This is a genomic window from Microcoleus sp. Pol12B4, assembly GCF_036701385.1.
GTDB lineage: Bacteria > Cyanobacteriota > Cyanobacteriia > Cyanobacteriales > Microcoleaceae > Microcoleus.
Window position 1 is genome coordinate 19777 of the sequence record NZ_JAUBQR010000032.1, and the last position, 18624, is coordinate 38400.

At 44.0% G+C, this 18624-nt stretch carries 15 protein-coding genes; 5 read left to right on the plus strand and 10 right to left on the minus strand.

Annotated features, from left to right (window positions below):
• Positions 1-284: 284 nt before the first annotated feature.
• Entirely contained in the window at positions 285-1496 is a 1212-nt protein-coding gene (locus tag QUA38_RS06955; protein WP_333160353.1) for an acetate kinase, read from the minus strand.
• A 228-nt stretch (positions 1497-1724) separates the two neighbouring features.
• Between QUA38_RS06955 and psaK the strand changes: the two genes are divergently transcribed.
• Positions 1725-1985, plus strand: a complete 261-nt coding sequence (gene psaK, locus QUA38_RS06960; protein ID WP_333050587.1) for a photosystem I reaction center subunit PsaK — start codon at positions 1725-1727, stop codon at positions 1983-1985.
• Positions 1986-2027: 42 nt separating this feature from the next.
• Here the strand turns inward: psaK and QUA38_RS06965 are convergent, their stop codons facing one another.
• The 7 genes from QUA38_RS06965 to QUA38_RS06995 form a co-directional block, all read right to left on the minus strand.
• A complete protein-coding gene (locus tag QUA38_RS06965) occupies positions 2028-2666 on the minus strand; it encodes a histidine phosphatase family protein (protein WP_333160355.1) in 639 nt (212 codons plus the stop codon).
• 28 nt (positions 2667-2694) lie between these two features.
• Positions 2695-3381, minus strand: coding sequence for a DUF3226 domain-containing protein (locus tag QUA38_RS06970; RefSeq protein WP_333160357.1), 687 nt, complete (start codon positions 3379-3381; stop codon positions 2695-2697).
• Complete coding sequence (locus tag QUA38_RS06975; protein WP_333160359.1) at positions 3374-4444, minus strand: AAA family ATPase; 1071 nt, start codon at positions 4442-4444, stop codon at positions 3374-3376. Before QUA38_RS06975 ends, QUA38_RS06970 begins: the two co-directional genes overlap by 8 nt.
• A gap of 90 nt (positions 4445-4534) precedes the next feature.
• Entirely contained in the window at positions 4535-7009 is a 2475-nt protein-coding gene (locus QUA38_RS06980; RefSeq protein WP_333160361.1) for a phosphoketolase family protein, read from the minus strand.
• 470 nt (positions 7010-7479) lie between these two features.
• A complete protein-coding gene (locus tag QUA38_RS06985) occupies positions 7480-7914 on the minus strand; it encodes a hypothetical protein (protein ID WP_333160363.1) in 435 nt (144 codons plus the stop codon).
• A gap of 7 nt (positions 7915-7921) precedes the next feature.
• On the minus strand, positions 7922-9208 hold the full coding sequence (locus QUA38_RS06990; RefSeq protein WP_333160365.1) for an AAA family ATPase: 1287 nt from the start codon (positions 9206-9208) through the stop codon (positions 7922-7924).
• Positions 9209-9743: 535 nt separating this feature from the next.
• Complete coding sequence (locus QUA38_RS06995) at positions 9744-9992, minus strand: hypothetical protein (RefSeq protein WP_333160367.1); 249 nt, start codon at positions 9990-9992, stop codon at positions 9744-9746.
• A 541-nt stretch (positions 9993-10533) separates the two neighbouring features.
• On the opposite strand from QUA38_RS06995, the gene QUA38_RS07000 reads away from it, so the two are divergent.
• Together QUA38_RS07000 and QUA38_RS07005 are read left to right on the plus strand one after the other, a co-directional pair.
• Positions 10534-10905: a hypothetical protein gene (locus tag QUA38_RS07000; protein ID WP_333160369.1), complete on the plus strand. Its 372-nt coding sequence runs from the start codon at positions 10534-10536 to the stop codon at positions 10903-10905.
• A gap of 5 nt (positions 10906-10910) precedes the next feature.
• The gene (locus QUA38_RS07005) at positions 10911-11339 is read left to right on the plus strand and encodes an HNH endonuclease signature motif containing protein (protein ID WP_333160371.1); all 429 of its coding nucleotides are present in this window, start codon (positions 10911-10913) and stop codon (positions 11337-11339) included.
• A 120-nt stretch (positions 11340-11459) separates the two neighbouring features.
• On the opposite strand, the gene QUA38_RS07010 is transcribed toward QUA38_RS07005, so the two are convergent.
• Entirely contained in the window at positions 11460-13301 is a 1842-nt protein-coding gene (locus QUA38_RS07010) for an AAA family ATPase (protein ID WP_333160373.1), read from the minus strand.
• A 277-nt stretch (positions 13302-13578) separates the two neighbouring features.
• Complete coding sequence (topA, locus tag QUA38_RS07015) at positions 13579-16305, minus strand: type I DNA topoisomerase (protein WP_333160375.1); 2727 nt, start codon at positions 16303-16305, stop codon at positions 13579-13581.
• Between the two features lie 466 nt (positions 16306-16771).
• Here topA and QUA38_RS07020 point away from each other — a divergent pair, with 466 nt between their 5' ends.
• Both QUA38_RS07020 and QUA38_RS07025 read left to right on the plus strand, forming a co-directional pair.
• Positions 16772-17455 carry a VOC family protein gene (locus tag QUA38_RS07020; protein WP_333160377.1) on the plus strand — a complete coding sequence of 228 codons (684 nt, stop codon included), beginning with the start codon at positions 16772-16774 and terminating at the stop codon, positions 17453-17455.
• Positions 17456-17625: 170 nt separating this feature from the next.
• Positions 17626-18624: protein kinase domain-containing protein (locus QUA38_RS07025; protein ID WP_333160379.1), on the plus strand; the 999-nt coding region annotated here is incomplete at its 3' end.

Genomic DNA, 18624 nt, shown 5'->3' on the forward strand with positions numbered 1-18624 from the left:
TTTTGTAATCGGTGCTACTATCAACCCACAGCATTGCTGAAAGAGTAATGATGTTTCAGGGAAAATGGAAGAATAAACGTCTCTACCTCTCTTTATCTGCGTAAATCCGCGTCCATCCCTTTTCATCTGCGGTGAATACATTCTCTTTTTTTAATCGCAGATGAGGGCATATAAAAACAGATTAAGGCAGATCAATTTGATATATTACGGTTGCGCCGTTCGCGATGGTTGATCCTTCTGCGAAGCTAATCAACCATCTATCTTGAAGCAATTCATAAAATAAATTAGTGATAAAATTTCCAGCATTCTCGTGCAATTTCCCAATCCTCCTGCGTATGAATTACCAAAATTTTCACCGCTGAATCCACTGCCGCAATATCTTGATCGAGCGGTGACTGTTGATTTTTATCCCCATCCAATTTTAACCCTATAAATCCAAAAGCTTCGCAAGCTGCCGATCGCACAACAGCAGAATTTTCCCCAACTCCCGCCGTAAAAATTAAAGCATCCAACCCTCCCAAACTCGCCAGCATGGCACCGATTCCGGCACGCAAACGGTGGATGTAAATATCTAAAGCAAGTTGAGCTCTCTGATTACCTTGGGCGATCGCATCTCCAATCTGCCGCATATCGCTAGACACCCCAGAAATACCTTTTAAACCCGAATTTCGATTGAGAATATCATCAAGTTTTTCAGCAGTAAAATCGGATTGTTTTAACAGATGAATGAGAATGCCTGGATCGATCGAACCCGATCGACTTCCCATCATCAAACCTTCCACAGGCGTAAATCCCATAGTGGTGTCAACACTCCAGCCACCGCGAATGGCTGTCAAAGAACATCCGTTGCCCAAATGACAGCTAATCAACCGCAAGTCTGCCAAATCTTTACCCAGAATGTCGGCGGCTCGACGCGCGCAATATTGATGGCTAATCCCGTGAAAACCGTAACGGCGAATTCCATTTTCCAGCCATTCATAGGGGCCGGGATAAACAAAGGCTGCGGGCGGCAACTGTGCGTGAAAAGCTGTATCAAATACTGCTACTTGCGGCACATTTCCGAGGATTTTTTCGATCGCTTCGATACCTTCGAGGTTAACCGGATTGTGTACGGGGGCGAAAACAGATAAACGGGCGATCGCCTTTTTAACATCCGGCGAAATTAACGTACTTTGCTGATAATCTTCCCCGCCATGTACGACGCGGTGACCGACAATATCAATCTCTTTTAAATCATTAATTGTTTGAGTTCTTCCCCTCCAAAGACTGTCCAGCATTCGAGAAATAGCATCTTTGCGAGAGTCTGAGGCAAACTCCTCTTCAAGCTGATCGCCTTTTGCTGTTTTGACTTTCAACTCTGCTATACCCTGCTGGTGAGTCCAATCAATTTGAGCTGACCAGAGGGGTTCCAAAGGTCGATCCGGCAGGACATCGTTTAACTCGTAAAGACAGCTTTTTTGACTGCTAGAACCCGCATTTAACACCAGTATTTTCATGCTTTATTATGTCCTGTTGATTCGTTCTTTCGATCGCTAGGCGATTGAAATCGCGTCTTGTCAAACTTTCGTCCGCCTGCACAGACTAAGAAGTCTTGAGATCCTGGGAAAATTATTAAGAAAAATGTCGAAAAATTAACTATTAATGCAATATGTAGCTAACAGTTGCATTTTTTTGATATATCTTCTATGCAGATTTTCATTTACTAAAGTTTAAGGAGCCGATCGATGTTTACACCAATTTTACTTGCCACTGTAGCCAGAACCGTAGAGTGGAGCCCCACGACCGGTTTGATTATGATTCTTTGCAATATTTTAGCTATTGCGATCGGCAGATCGACCATCCAAAAGCCTCACACAGGCCCAGCCGCGCCCTCATCGGGTTTGGTCGGCGGCTTGAGTTTGGGTGCACTTGTGGGAAGTCTCTGCTTCGGTCATATTTTGGGAACGGGTACGATTTTAGGATTGTCCTACATAGGCGCGATTTAGTTTCAGACTGTAGGGTGCGCCCAGCGCACCTTAGCCGCAATTTCAAGTACCGGGTAAATTGCGGAGGTTTTCATCCATGTACGATCGATCGCCCAAAACCTCCAGCAGCGGCCCGCGCACGTCAAACTTAACAATACTGACAGAAGCTGCTAAAGCGGCAATTCGATAGCGATAACGTCCCAAATCAATCCCCAAGAGACTGCACAGAATAATTCTAATAGTTGCTTTGTGCGAGACAACCAAAACATTACCGCTCTTGTATTTTTCCTGAATTTCTGCGATAACTAAGGACGATCGGCTAGCAATTTCCACGGAAGTCTCGCCGCCATTCGGTGCATTCCAAGCAGGTTCAGTCAGCCAATTAATATAATCTTCTTCGTAGTCTTTTTTGACCGCTTCTACTGTTTTGCCTTCCCACTCACCGTAATTAATTTCCCTCAGTCCGTCGCGAAGCTGCATTTCAATTCCCACAGCATCGCACAAAGGTTTTGCAGTAGCAATTGTGCGTTTCATCGGACTGACATAAACAGCATTCCAAGGCAATTTTGCGTAAGTGGCGGCAAATTGTTCTGCCATTTGAGAACCCTCGGGCGTTAATTCTGGATCTATATGGCCGCAGAAACCGCCAGTCTTGCTGTAAGTCGTTTCACCGTGTCGTACAAAGTAGATTTTTAAGCTCATGAGTTAATTGTGTGTGAATTTTACTATGTTAGCAAAAGAGTTTAAAAAACTCCTTCAAATCATCGAGAGCAGGATGATTCCAATCCCAAATATCTTTTTTGCGTTCCATAACATAATCAAACCCAGACATAGTGCATTTTCGGCCAGCTTGTTGCTGTTCGTTATCTGAGCAAGTATCATACCTGAGATAGATGCTCACCCAGAATTTATCAAAACCTTTCTGGTTGATTTGCTTTCCCTGGCTTTCTATGCAAGTTTTCCAGCTATTCAAACAATCAGCATGAGGTGATTCTCTAGCCTTTATTGCCTTTAAAAGCGTTTCAAGTTCGCCTTTACCTCCAACATTTGTAAAGTAACAAGCCAATTTTGCATTTGTTCCATTATCTGCACAAATATCGATAAATTGTTTAGTGCTTGACAAGCTTTCAGCTTCAAACACTTCTTTTATACATCTATCTACGAATTTCAGCCGTTCTTGCTCTGAACAATTATCAATATCGATAATAATTCCAATCTTTTCGATACCTTTTTTGTCAATGTTTGCTTCTAAAGATTTTAAAGCTTTGATTAACTCTGTTTCGCTCAAGCCTTCCAAACTTTTATAATCATCTATATAAATAGGTGATGCTACCTGGATATCGCAGTTGAGTTTCTTAACCATTGCCTGCATGAAAATCCTATCATTTTTACTTTCTACTATGACAATATTACTCACCTCTCACTCCTTCTTGATGCTCAATGGCATAACTAAGAGTTTCCAAATCGCGCCTAATTCCGATTATTTCATTTGTTTTGAGTTTCTTTGCTAGTTCAAAATATGCGCTGCTGCATTCCTGATTGGGTTCTAAACCCACATCAGCAAATGCTTGAAGCATCTCTAAACTGTGAGTTGTAGCAAAAATCTGGGTATCCAGTTCAACTGCTAACCTAAACAAAATTCTCCAAAAATTACACTGGTTTGTATAGTGAATGCCATTCTCTATTTCATCAATTAGCAGTATTTTGTGTTTATTGTTTACTAATTTAAGAATAATATATGCAACTCTATTCATTGCATCTCCAAACAATGATAAAGGCAAACGCTTTTCGCCCTTTCTTCTTAAGTAAAGTGTGGGTTCGCCAATAGAAAAGCTTTCTACAGATTCGATCGTAGGGTCAATAATTTGAAAAGCTTTCAAAACTTCGCTATCTTTATCATCCAAGCGCGCCTGATCGAATGATTCTATGAGTTTCCTTCCGGGAATTCTCATAAAAGGAGGAACGATCGGTATTTCGTACACAAGGAAATTTGTATTACTCATTGAGCTTCTATAAGTAACACTTTCTACTAAGTCGTTAAATATATTTTCACCTTTTATTATTTTAATAATTAAGTCCGACTCACGTGAATTAATTTGTATTTGAATTTCTACTCGCTCGATATTATCATTTTCATTATCATTCTTTCCCTGAATAACTATAGTTTTATCTTGTTTTAAGGCATAGAATAAGTTATTCCATGCTCTATCTGGCATAGCATCTAGGGCTGCTGATGACTCTCTTCTCAGCTCTCTTAGCATTACTATACTACTAAGATCCGGAGCAAAGTTGAGAAAAATTGCTTCTAGCAAAGCTGTTTTGCCAGCATTATTTTTACCGCCGATTAAATTGACTCTTTCAAACCCAGAAATTTTGATTTGCTCAAAGCACCTAAAATTTTGGATTTCTATTTCTTTCAGCATGACCAATCCCTTGTGGATATCTAAATCCTGAATTACGGCAGATTTATTCTCAAACAAATGGAATCCCCTAGGGACACGGCAATGCCGTGTCCTAATCCACGATCCTGTGCCGGACACCACATTCCCGTGTCCCTAACCAGAATATCGCTAGCCCGGTGCACCCGATCGCACAGTTTGTTCTGCAGTCGCCCCCGGATCGGTCGTTTCCTGCGGCGGTTCCGGCGAAACCGGGCCCCCGTGCGGCCACTTCCAGTCGCGGATTTCCGGCATATCATCCCCGTGCTCGGTGATATACTGCGTGTGCTCGATCAGCTTGTCACGGATAGCTTGTTTGCCGTAAGCTGCTACAGAACTCAGTTTCGGAACGCGATCGAGTACATCTCCAACCAAATGGAATCGATCGAGGTCATTAACCACCACCATATCAAACGGCGTAGTAGTCGTTCCCTCTTCCTTGTAACCCCGAACGTGAATATTCGAGTGATTCGTCCGGCGGTAAGCCAATCGGTGAATCAGCCAAGGATAGCCGTGAAAAGCAAAAATCACCGGCTTATCTTTCGTGAACAAACTATCAAAATCCTTGTCAGACAAACCGTGGGGATGTTCTGTCGAAGGCTGAAGAGTCATCAAATCCACCACATTAACCACCCGCACTTTTAAATCCGGATAATCTCGGCGGAGAATGTCAACAGCAGCCAAAGTTTCCAGCGTCGGAACATCACCCGCGCAAGCCATCACCACATCCGGTTCGCCGCCTTTATCATTGCTAGCCCACTCCCAAATACCGATGCCCGCCGTACAGTGTTTAATCGCAGCATCCATATCCAAATACTGCAATGCCGGCTGCTTCCCTGCAATAATCACGTTGACATAGTGGCGGCTGCGGAGACAGTGATCCGTTACAGACAGCAAAGTATTCGCATCCGGCGGCAAATAAACCCGCACCACCTCCGCTTTCTTGTTAATTACGTGGTCGATAAAACCCGGATCTTGGTGAGAAAAACCGTTGTGGTCTTGCCGCCAAACGTGAGAAGTTAGCAGGTAGTTGAGAGAGGCGATCGGTCGGCGCCAAGGAATGTCGCTAGTAGTTTTCAACCACTTGGCGTGTTGGTTGAACATCGAATCGATAATGTGAATAAACGCCTCGTAACAAGAGAAAAAGCCGTGGCGTCCCGTCAGCAAATAGCCTTCCAGCCATCCCTGACATAGATGTTCGCTGAGGACTTCCATCACCCGGCCGTCGGGGGAGATGTGGTCGTCTTCGGGCAAAATTTCCCCCGCCCAAACCCGGTTCGTGACTTCAAACACCGGATCGAGGCGGTTGGAGGCCGTCTCGTCGGGCCCGACAATGCGGAAATTGGCGTTTTCCTGATTCAGTGTCATCACCTCTCGCAGGAAGCGCCCGCAAACGCGGGTTGCTTCAGCCATTACAGTGCCCGGTTTTTCCACGTCAACGGCAAAGTCTTCAAATTCCGGCATTTTCAAGTCTCGCAGCAGCAGGCCGCCGTTAGCGTGGGGATTTGCCCCCATCCGCCGAGATCCCTTGGGCGCTAATTCTGCCAATTCGGGAATTAACTTACCCTTTTCGTCGAAGAGTTCTTCCGGCTTATAGCTTTTCATCCAATCTTCCAGGAGTTGGACGTGTCCCGGCTTAGAAGCCATTTCCGAAAGTGGGACTTGGTGCGATCGCCAATAATCCTCTGTTTTCTTACCGTCAACTTCCTTCGGCCCCGTCCAGCCTTTGGGAGTTTTCATCACAATCATCGGCCACTGGGGACGGCCCGAATAGCCCTCTGTCCGGGCTTTTTCCTGAATCGCCTTAATTTCGCCGATCGCAGTATCGAGAGTTGCAGCCATCAACTGGTGCATATTTTCCGGGTCTGAACCTTCCACCCAATAAGGTTTGTAGCCATAACCGACCATCAAACTTTCCAATTCCTCGCGCGGAATGCGGGCCAACAGTGTTGGATTGGCAATTTTGTAGCCGTTCAAGTGCAAAATCGGCAACACGGCCCCGTCCCGAACCGGGTTGAGAAACTTGTTAGAGTGCCAGCTAGCAGCCAGCGGGCCGGTTTCCGCTTCCCCGTCGCCGACAACTGCCGCCACAATCAAATCGGGATTGTCGAAGGCCGCCCCGTAAGCGTGGACGAGGGCGTAGCCGAGTTCGCCGCCTTCGTGAATCGAACCGGGGGTTTCCGGGGCGACGTGGCTGGGGATACCGCCGGGAAAGGAGAACTGTTTGAACAGCCGTTTGATACCTTCTTCATCTTCGGAAATGTTCGAGTAATATTCGCTGTAAGTTCCTTCGAGATAGGTGTTGGCGACCAAGCCCGGCCCGCCGTGTCCGGGGCCTGCGATGTAGATGGTGTTGAGGTCTTGGGCTTTGATGATGCGGTTGAGGTGAACGTAGATGAAGTTTAGGCCTGGAGTGGTGCCCCAATGTCCGAGGAGTCTCGGTTTGACGTGTTCGATTTTGAGGGGTTCTTTGAGTAGGGGGTTGTCGAGGAGATAGATTTGTCCGACGGATAGGTAGTTTGCCGCCCGCCAGTAGGCATTCATTTTGTGTAGTTCTGAGTCGGAAAGCGGCTTTAATTGCGGGATCTCGGTTGTTCCTAGCATCATCAGCGATTGACTCCTGAGTTTTGGTTGTTTTGTAAAGTGCGATCGAGAAGTGCGATCGATATTAATTTGTTATCTGTGACATTTTGTATTTAAACTCCATGTCTTCCACGTAAACTATTGAATTCTAGCTCGTTTATGTCTCCATAAAAGTTTAAATCAATGTTAATTTATAGCTAAACATCGCACAGTTCTGCTCGAATAAAGGTGACCGATTACGGGGATCAAGGAATTAAGTAATAGAAAATAGGATTAACACAAGATTTTTTGTAGGTGTGCATTGCGAACCGATCCGTATATGTTGCGCGTGGTGGGATGTGTTGTCCAAGTCCCGAAAAATATACTTCTCAAGGTAGAAGTCAGAATGATTTATAATAGATATGAGATAAAATTTAGTTGAGGCAGGGCGATCGTCCGCTGACTCATTTTCTGCTAAAGTTTTGTATGTTCGTCATATCAATGTTCTCGTTAGTTTAGCTTGGGGACGTACTTAAATCATACTCATCTTGAATGTTCTTGATTCGGAAACTAGCATTAAATTTTTTCTTAAACTGACTTTGTAGCTGTTGTATACTTGTTGTCTGTTTTGGCACTCGTGTAGACACGACAAAACATAGCTTCTTAATTTTTTGGGGATTTTCCGAAAGTAATTTAATAGTTGATTCTATTTGTTTAACCGCCTGTGCAATATCGCTTCCTTTCAACTCTACATATATTTCTACTGCATCAGAAGGAATGAGTGCGTAGTCGCAACGCAAAGTCTCATTGTCACTAATAACGCAGCCATCAACCTTAATTATTAATATTTCGTCTTGATTCGGGTTGAGGAACGTTATTTTACTTTTGTTTTCCTGCAAGACAATCTTGGTGTCGGATCTATGTTCCTCACACTCTGGAAGACTTTTCATATACGATTCAAACTAAGTTGAGAAGTTGATCGAATTCAATAGCTAGTTCATCCGAAACAGAATCAATTACTCGCGCATCAATCAACCCAGTATCAGGACACACAATACTATTGCATTTTCCATTCATCAAAACATAGGCTGAGAGATCGTCAACATCTAATGATTTGTATCTAGATACAATCTCTTCTAGTTGATGTTGTATATTTTCGCTGGACTCTTCATAAAGAAGCCCAGCCTGGAGCAGATTATTAAGTGCTGTCAGGACATAAGGACTATGGGTAGTTATAAAGAATTGAAGTTGCTCTTGGCGAGAATTAAAGACAGTAGCGATCAACTCGACAATATTACGCTGTGCGCTTGGAAATAAATGCGCTTCCGGCTCCTCAATATACACTGTCTGACCGACAGGAGGGGAAGCTAGAAAAGGTAGTGCCGCTAGAATAATTGTCAGAGGCAATGTTTCCTGTTGACCGGAAGATGAGTTCGCAATACTAATACGTCTTCCATCTGCCACCTCCAGAAAATCTTTGCCTTTTTCGTGTATATGCTTACCACATAAAGACTGCTCTATTAGCCTGTTTATTTCCTCTACTATATCTTTTGTATACTTATCTTCAGGAGGAATATATTGTATACGCAAATTTTTTATCCTTTCGTATGTTGAGCCAAACGATCTTAGAAATGGATCTAAGGTATTATTGCTTGACAGAAAAGAAAAAATATTGCTCTGAAGATTAGCGAAAAATGAGCGGCCAGCAGGAATAAAAAGCTGATTGAAGGCTGCCTCTCGACCAATGGATCTGCCTAAACTTTCTACTAAGTGATCTTTTAAAATTTTTTGGCTGAAAAGTGAACTATTAATAATATTAAAACTAAAAGTTATTTCAGAGCTTTCCTCTCTTGCTTTTTTGAGTAAATTGCGTAGGTCTGCCAATTCTTTCTTGAAAAAATCTGAATAGCTGAGGGAAATTCTACCTTTGGTATCCTGTTTTCTCCTAACTTCTATAAAAACATTGGAAATTTCATACCTGATGAAAAAATGTTCTTTTCCCCAACAATCTGGAGGAAAATATTCCTCAAACCTCTTGGAATAGTTTGAATCTAGATTGCGTTTTGTCTGATCATTCTCTACAACCGATAAAATTTCCCATACGAAGTTCTTAAAATAAAAAAGGAGTTTAGCGCAAACACTTTTACCGCTGGCTTGAGGGCCAATAAGTATATTTATTCGCTTGATTTCAATCTCTAAATCCTTGATGCCAGCAAAGTTTTTAACTATTAATTTTTCAGCCATAATTGAAATCAAGTATGGTAAGGGCTTGTGTCATCTTAACATACCAATTTAATTTTTATGGTTAAAGTTGTCACTTTTGTGTTAATAAACCGAATGAGTCACCCTAGGAAAAACCTCAAACAACTCTCATTAATATCAAGATAGATTTCTACCCTTTGTACCAATATACTTTTGGATTACCGCAGTTTGTTCGTGAAAGTCGATCGCCCATATCGCCTTTCTGGTCGCTGAAGAGATTTTAGACCAACGTGCGGTTATTGATAGGGGAAGGAATTACCGAAACCCTAAAATAATACCATTTTTACAAAGTTTGGCTAGAAAATAAGTGTTGGGTTTGTTTACATCGCCTCTCGATCGCACAGGTGCGGATATTTGAGATGGTCGATATGCTCCGTTAGGGGTTGTTCATGGCGACCCACCCTACGACTACTTAGCCGATGCCACAAAGTAAACTCAAGCAATCTCAATCCGAAAATCACTGCATCGGTTTGATTGCTGGCTAGATGCCATCGCCGATATTTCCCGCTGAAAAAACCTAGGAGGCGACTAAAACAGGGGACTCTGAAATCTGGCAAACATTGGACACAGTTGGCTGGTGGGAAACGACTCGCAGTTCGTGAGAATAGCGGGGACGCGGGTCATTTTCTAACCAGATGGGCGGTACCATCATCACTTCATAGTAAGCGATCGTATCGAAAACACCTGGCTGGGACTTCAACTCCACTGTTAAGCCCGCTCGGTACTCAAATGCTTCTTCCCAGTCTAAGTTTTCATTGATACCCATAGCGATCGCGCCTCTTAATCTTGTTTTCTTTTGTCCATTGTAGAGCGCTACATAAAAGATTGGGTACTTTCTGTTGCTTGTGATACAATTTGTAACCTTATATATACGTTCCCTGACAATTCACCAGAGAAGAGCAATTGTCAATAAGTAAATAGGATGATTTGACCGAGGGGTGACAAGTAAGCCCAAAAGCTAGGCTTGACAAGAGTTTGAGTTGATATGTCTCAAAAAAAATAGGGGCGATCGAACCGCGCAGACGTTTATGACACAAAGGAAGAGAACAGAAGAGAATTTAAGGAGGGAAGTACAAACCTATTGTTGCCAGCTTGGCTAATATTTTATAAATAAAGAAACTCGGTTTTTTTAAGAAACCGGGTTGCTGGATGAGTGAAAACTAAACTAATTTCACTTGGTTTTCTTATTGGTCGCAGTCGCGGTCTTTTTAGCAAGCGAGATCCTTCTTCATTTCTTTTGGGCAGATGTCTAATACTCAAAGTAAAATATGGCATAATATAAATATTAGTTTCATAGCTTTGCACCTATGACCGCCCAAATCACCCTAAATCTGCCAGATGAAGTCTATCACCAAGCAGAATTGCTAGCGCTGCAACGCCACCGCACCGTGAGTGAGATTCTAGTAGAAACTCTGGAAAATTTTCTCTTACCAACCGCTAAACCAGTATCAGCACTGTCTGATTCAGAAGTAATCATTCAGACTCAACTCCGGCTGCAACCACTCCAAGAACAACGATTGAGTGAATTGCTAGACCGCCAACAATCCGGTACGATCGCATCTGTAGAACGCGATGAATTGCAGGGATTAATCCACATATATGAAACTCGACTATTGCGACAAGCTCAAGCCTTAAATGAAGCAGTGCGGCGCGGCTTGCTCGAACCATTGAAAGGATAATCAAAATGGCAATTTCTGAACAAGTTAGAGCCAGAGTTCGCGCACAAGCTCAAAATCGGTGCGGTTATTGTCGCAGTTTACAAATGTATGTCCTGGGAATATTGGAAATTGACCATATTATTCCTAAAGCGATTGGCGGTACTGACGAGGAAGAAAATCTCTGGCTGGCTTGTAGTCTGTGCAATAATTACAAAGGAACCCAAACTGACGCATTAGATCCGGTCACGCAAAAGCACGTTAAGTTGTTTAATCCGCGCACTCAACAATGGTCACAAAATTTTGCTTGGAGTGAAGACGCTACAGAAATTATTGGAGTTACAGACTGCGGTCGCGCAACAGTAACAGCACTACAACTAAACAATCCTATTGCTGTTACTGTCAGGCGTCAGTGGGTTAGTGCTGGATGGCATCCGCCCACAGACATTTCTCCTTAAAAGGTTTGAGAGTCACAAATGGTCGATCGCACATATCGCCTTTGTTGCGGCCGAGGAAATTTTAGACTAACCAAAGGTCAGGGATAGCGTGGGTGGTGCGATCCGTCACGCAAACGCGCATCAAGTCGTTTCATCCCCGCACTCAACGGAAAGAAACTCCCGAATGATTGGTACTAAGAGTTTTTGAAACTGAATAAAATCTTCTTTTTCTGTTCGTTGACATACCCATTCACAGAAGATTTTCTTCTTCAACGTCTTCGTAATACTTTCCCCACCATCTCCTGTGTCTTTAGTGTTTACGTTGTAAAAATCGTCTTTAAACAATTCAACTGGCAAAAGATTTTCAATACCTTTTTTGGCTTTGGTATTTGTGGTATTCTGAGGTATGCAACGAATAGAGAGAGAGCCAACATTGTCAGCCTGTTTATTTGTATCACAGTCGTAAAGCAATAATACTCGTCGGGGAAAGCGGTTTTGGTTATTCTCTAGAAATTTTCGTGCAGTGTCCAAGTTAGTACACCCGCTACCTTCTGCACCTTTTTTTCCGGTCTTGCCAACCTCATCGATTTCTAATTGCTGTAGAATATCTGTATGCCCTAACAATTCCAAGGCTTTTTTGATGTAAGCAACATCTGTCTGTCCCTCGGTTAATACTAAAGGTTTAGATGTTGCTAACACTTGTTCTTCAACTGCATTCTCGAAGATTTGCGTCTGACGGTAGAACTCGAATGATTTTAAAAACTCCTCAAATCTTTCCGTACTAATTTGCTTACCTGTAGGCATTTCCAAAATCTGAATACCTTCAGCACCAAACTCATGCTCCATGCCAAGCAGAAAAAGTGGTGCGTGTGAGGTAATAATAAATTGTACTTTTGGAAATAGCTTAACTAGCTTAGGAAGAACTTTGTACTGCAAATCTGTATGTAGATGAGCATCTATTTCATCAATTAAGATAATTCCCTTAATTTCATTGAGGTTAATGCTGTTGTTAATATTGGCTATATCTGCGTAGCGAATGATTGTAGCAAACAGATTGAAGAGTAAAGCCTGCCCCGCTGAAAGGTGCATCAATGACGGGACAATAACACCATTTCCAAAGCGAAGGGCAACCCGTCCATGTAGTGCATTTCGGTAATTCAGAATCATTTGAGCGTTTTCGTCTTCAAGAACTGCACGAAGCAATTTCTCAACATTTTCTCGCCCTACTTTGAGCAAATACTTGTCTGGAAGATATTGCGGCTGCGGTTGAAAGTAGATTGGTGAAGCCTCCTCAAGGGTAGGTACTCCTACAACAAAGTCTCCATCTACAAGCGAGTCGAGTAAAACATCCATTAACCATTGCTGATTGTCTTCGGCAGCCCGTTCAACAATCAATGGTTTTCCAAGCATTCCTGACATCCTTTGATTGCTACTAAACACAGGTAGATTCTCTACTGCACTAAAATTCAACCAATGGGGACGCTCATGGCGAGAGGAGGGAAAAAAACAGACTGCTCCTGTTTGGAAAAAAGTTTCAATCTGTTTCTCATCTCCTGTAGCTACCTTATAAACTGGTTCATTTTCTGGCAATGATTGTACTGACTCAAATCGACCTCTTAGTTTTCTTGTGTAGCTCTGTGGATCGATTTGACCCACTTTTTCTACATAACAGAACTTATTGTCTGCGTCTGAGAATTCTAACAGGCAAAGGGTGGTTCCAGATAAAGAGCGGATATCTCCACCGCTAGTTAGCTTGAAAAACGGACTCTGGCCAATCTGTTGTCCTATCGCTATATCACTAAACTTCTTCTTCGCTAATTCTGCTAGCGCATCAAGAACATAGGCTAAAAAAATGGTTTTTCCTGTTCCATTCTTACCTACCAGAATCACCGGTTTGGGATTTCCAAAAGTATTTAAATCCAACTCAACATCGAACTCAGGAATCGGTCCAACATTTTCAATAAAACATTTGCGGAGATACATCTTAGATATTTAAGTTTTAAGCAATTTGGGACGAATTAATATTATATCTGTCTTTGCATAAACTTGTACTTGTATTTAAGCAATTATTCTGATACCTTGTAACTGTATGAGATGTAGATTCGATCGCTCTACTACATTCAAACCCACTTTGAAGGACTGAAGTCTTTACTACAAACCTCAGCTTGTCAAATAGTTTACCAACAAAGAAACCCGATCGCATTTGGGGCTATTCCCCCCTGCAGACCGGGTTTCTAGATGAATGAAAACTAAACTAAAATCACGTTGTCTTCTTCTTAGTCGCCGTCGCAGTCGCCGCCTTCTTAGTAGTCGTTTTCTTCGCCGCAGTCGTCGTCTTCTTAGCAGTAGTTTTCTTCGCCGCAGTCTTCTCAGTTGCAGTCTCCGACTTAGCCGCCGCAGTCTTAGTAGACTTCTTCGACTTGCTGCTAGATTTACCGCCTCCCGCTGCTTCCTTAGTTGCTAACAATTCCAGTGCTCTTTGTAAGGTGAAATTCTCCACAGATTCATCCTTCGACAAAGAAGCATTGATATCGCCGTGTTTCACATAGGGGCCGTAGCGGCCATCGTAAACATTGATCAATTCTCCCGACTCTGGATGCGCGCCCAATTCCTTCAAAGGTGTGGCTGATTTGCTGCGGCCGCGGGCGGCTTTCGGCTGCGATAATAACTCTAAAGCCCGATCGAGCGTTATCGTCAAAACATCATCCGGGGGTTTGATCGATCGATAATCTTTCCCCACCTTACCCTGGTCATGCACCACATAAGGCCCGTACATCCCCAAATTAGCTTGCACCTTCGCCCCCGTCTCCGGGTGAGTGCCCAACAAGCGAGGTAAAGTCAACAAACTCACCGCCATATCCAGCGTCACGCTATCCTTATCCGTCCCCTTCGGTAAAGAAGCCCGCTTCGGTTTCTTGTTCGTTTCCGAAACATCCCCTAACTGAACGTATGGCCCATAACTGCCAATCAGCACATAAATCGGTTCCCCGGTTTCCGGGTGAAGACCCAATTTTTCCGGGCCTTCCGTTTTTTGCTTTAACAGAAACTCCACTTGTTCCGGGTCTAAATCTGCAGGCGTCAAATCTTGGGGAATCGATGCTTTTACCAAGCCTTCTTCGCTTTCAGATTCCAGATATGCGCCGAATTTGCCGATGCACACTTTAGCAGTAATATTCTCCAATACCACAGTTCGAGCCACTTTCGCATCAATCTGACTTTCCTGTTCTTTGACTTGAGTTGCGAGTCCGGTTTCCCCTGTATAAAACTTTTGCAAATACGGCAGCCATTTCGCCTCGCCGGTGGCAATTTCATCGAGGGTTTGTTCCATTCGAGAAGTAAAACCGGTGTCTACTAAATCGGGAAAATGTGTTTCCAATAAAGTCGTCACGGCGAAAGCGGTGAATGTCGGAATTAGGGCGTTAGCTATTAATTTGGCATATCCCCGATCGACAATTGTACCGATAATACTCGCATAGGTACTCGGACGCCCCACACCTTCGCTTTCCAGCATTTTGACCAGAGAAGCTTCCGTATAGCGGGCGGGAGGTTGAGTTTCGTGCCCAACTGCCTCTAAATCCTTACAATTAGGTTTATCCCCCACCTTCAGCGCCGGCAAAATCACCTCTTGGTCTTCCAACGCCGCATTCGGATCGTCGGAACCTTCCACGTATGCCCGCAAAAAGCCCGGAAAATCAATGCGTTTGCCGCTGGAACGGAAACCGGCATCTTCTACCTGAGTTAATACAGTGACGTGAGTTTGGCGGGAATCGGCCATTTGAGAAGCCACAGTCCGCTTCCAAATCAAATCGTAGAGGCGGAAATCAATGCCATCCAATCCAGTTTGCTGCGGAGTCCGAAAAGTGCTGCCGGCGGGACGGATAGCTTCGTGGGCTTCCTGCGCGCCTTTGCTTTTGGTGGTGTATTTGCGCGGTTGGGGGCTGAGGTATTCGCTGCCGTAAAGTTCTTGCACGCAACTGCGCGCCGCTTCGATCGCCTGTTCGGACAAATGCACCGAATCCGTCCGCATATAGGTGATAAAACCGCGTTCGTAGAGACCTTGGGCAATTCGCATAGTTTCCCGCGCACCCAGCCGCAGCTTGCGGTTAGCTTCCTGCTGCAAAGTCGAGGTCGTAAACGGCGGCGAGGGTTTGCGGGTGACTGGCCGTTCTTCAATATTCCCGACAGTCCAGGGTTTGTTTTGAATGCGTGAAAGTAAAGCCCGCGCCTGTTCTTCATTCAGCAAAAGTACGCGACGGCCGGAGATAATTTGCCCGGTATTTTCATCAAAATCGCTGCCGTTTGCAACTTTCACATTGCCGACAGTCACGAGTTTGGCATCAAAGGAAATCTTGCCCTTTTCCAAAAGGGCTTTCAAATCCCAGTAGCTACCTTGGCGGAAAGCGCGGCGTTCGCGTTCCCGGCGCACCAAAAGCCTGACTGCGACTGACTGCACTCTACCGGCAGACAAGCCCCAAGCGATTTTTTTCCACAGTAGCGGAGAGAGTGTGTAACCGACGAGTCTGTCGAGAATCCGGCGAGTTTCTTGCGCTTGTACTACTCGATTGTCGATATCGCGACAGTGAGTCAAAGCATCGCGGATAGCTTCGCGGGTGATTTCGTGAAACACCATCCGCTTGATGGGAACTTTGGGTTTGAGGATTTGCAGCAAATGCCAGGAAATGCTTTCGCCTTCCCGGTCTTCGTCAGTGGCTAGAATCAGTTCTGTGGCGTCTTTGAGGGCGTCTTTGAGTTCTTTAACAATTTTCTTTTTATCTTTCGGGATGACGTAGAGGGGTTCAAAGTCTGCCTCCACGTTTACGCCCAGTTGCGCCCATTTTTCTCCTTTAACGGCTTCTGGTATTTCTTCGGCGGAGGATGGTAGGTCGCGGACATGGCCCATCGATGCCTCTACACGGTAGGTGGAGGGCAGGAAGTTGCGGATGGTGCGGGCTTTGGTAGGAGATTCGACGATGACTAAGGTTGACATGGCATCTTTTAAATATGGATAGCAGCGCAGCTAGAGGGTCTAAATTAGAGAGTGTAGGTCAGATGTCAAGGCTTCTTTCAACTTTGGGCGATTATTTTCAAACTACCTTAATTTTTAACTTACTGCCGATCGGGTGGCAGGTGACAATGTGATGGGATTTTACTGCTTTGGGGGCAGAGGCTGCGAATCACGTCTCTACAAGATGCACCGGATGATGACCTGACTTTAGCAGAATTGTCGGTAACTGGATGTTGAGACTGCTGGATGCGGGCGGATGGTTCCTCAATCTGGTTGTAACTTGAAGGTTGGGGCGATAGATTTTAGATTTTAGATTTTAGATTTTAGATTGGGAAAGATTTACTGACTAGAGGTTTGGGGCTTTGCTACAGTCAGCAGTGCAGCATAAGCGTTGCGATCGCAAAAAAAGCAATCACAGAGGATTAAAATTACTGGAGCGATCGATTCTATGAACAATGCTATGACATTTGAATTTGACCATCTTTTCATTCTTACTGATATTGGTGCTTCGGAAGCTAATCGTTTATCCTCATTCGGTTTAGTTGAGGGTGCATCTCGCATCCATCACGGACAAGGGACAGCCAATCGCTGTTTCTTTTTCCATAACGCAATGTTGGAATTGTTATGGATTCACGATCCAGAAGAAGCGAAGTCTGAGCCAATTCATCAAACTCGTCTTTGGGAGCGATCGACAAATCGGAATAATGGTGCGTGTCCATTTGGCATCTGTTTGCGTCCAGCCCAAGTTTCTGAGGACACAGTTGCATTTTCTAGTTGGGCATATCGTCCACCTTATTTATCTGAAACGATGAGTATCGCAGTAGCAACAAATAGTGATGTGTTGACTGATCCCATGCTTTTCCAAATTTCCTTTGGTAAACGTCCAGATCAATACTCTGCTGATAAGTCACAGCCTTTGGATCATGGTGTTGGTTTCCGGGAAATTACTCGGGTAGAATTAGTCAGTCCTGCCGCCAATAATCCGTCACATGAACTTCAAGCAGTGCTTGAGACAAATCAATTAAAGTTGCGGATAGGAACCGAGTATTTTGTCGAGCTCGGTTTTGATGGAGAAGTCCAGAAACAACAGGTAGATTTCCGACCGGGATTGCCGCTTATTATCAGTTGGTAATCAAAACCTGTAAAACAATTAATAATAAGGCTTCAGTATCCAACGAACTGCGATCGTTCGTACAGAACGTCCACTGACAATTACAGGAACATTAGAGGCCATTGAGAATTTTTCAAGTTTGCTGAGTAAACTAGAGATATAGTAAGCCCCAATTTATTGAGAACTGGAAAATGGAGACAATTACTGACCTGCCAGGGTATCGCATAACAGAACAACTCTATGCAGGATCTCGCACTTTAGTCTATCGCGGTGTTCGAGAGAGCGATCGTACTCCCGTCGTCATCAAACTGTTGCGAAACGAATACCCCAGCTTCAGCGAACTACTTCAATTCCGCAATCAATATACCATTGCCAAAAATCTACGTCTGCCTGGAGTGGTTGAGCCCCTCGATTTAGCACCTTACAAAAACGCCTATGCTTTGATAATGGAGGACTTTGGAGGAGTTTCTCTGTCTACTTATATCCCGGCAGCAACTGATAAAAACCAACCCGATAAATCTGTATTTTTAGAAAACTTTCTCAACCTAGCCAGAAAACTAGCAAATATTCTCCACTCTCTCTATCAAAACAGAGTTATTCATAAAGATATCAAACCCGCCAATATTCTGATTAACCCACATAGCAAAGAAATTAAACTCATTGACTTCAGTATTTCTTCCCTGCTGCCGAGAGAAACCCAAGAAATCCAGAATCCCAACACCCTCGAAGGAACCTTAGCTTATCTCTCCCCAGAAAAAACAGGAAGAATGAATCGAGGCATTGACTATCGGAGTGACTTTTATTCCCTGGGTGTGACCTTCTATGAATTGTTGACAACACAGTTACCCTTCGAGTCAGACGACCCAATGGAGTTAGTGCATTGTCATCTAGCAAAACAGCCGGTTCCGGTACATCAAATCAAGCCAGAAGTCCCCCTGATTTTATCGCAAATTGTTAGTAAAGTGATGGCAAAGAATGCGGAAAATCGCTATCAGAGTGCATTAGGACTGAAACACGATTTAGAAATTTGTCTGGCTCAGTTACAAAACACGGGTAACATTGAGACGTTTGTATTGGGAACGCGGGATATTACAGACCATTTCCTCATCCCCGAAAAACTCTACGGCAGAGAAAATGAAGTTGAAACCTTATTAGCAGCCTTTGAGCGAGTCAGCAGAGGCAGCACAGAA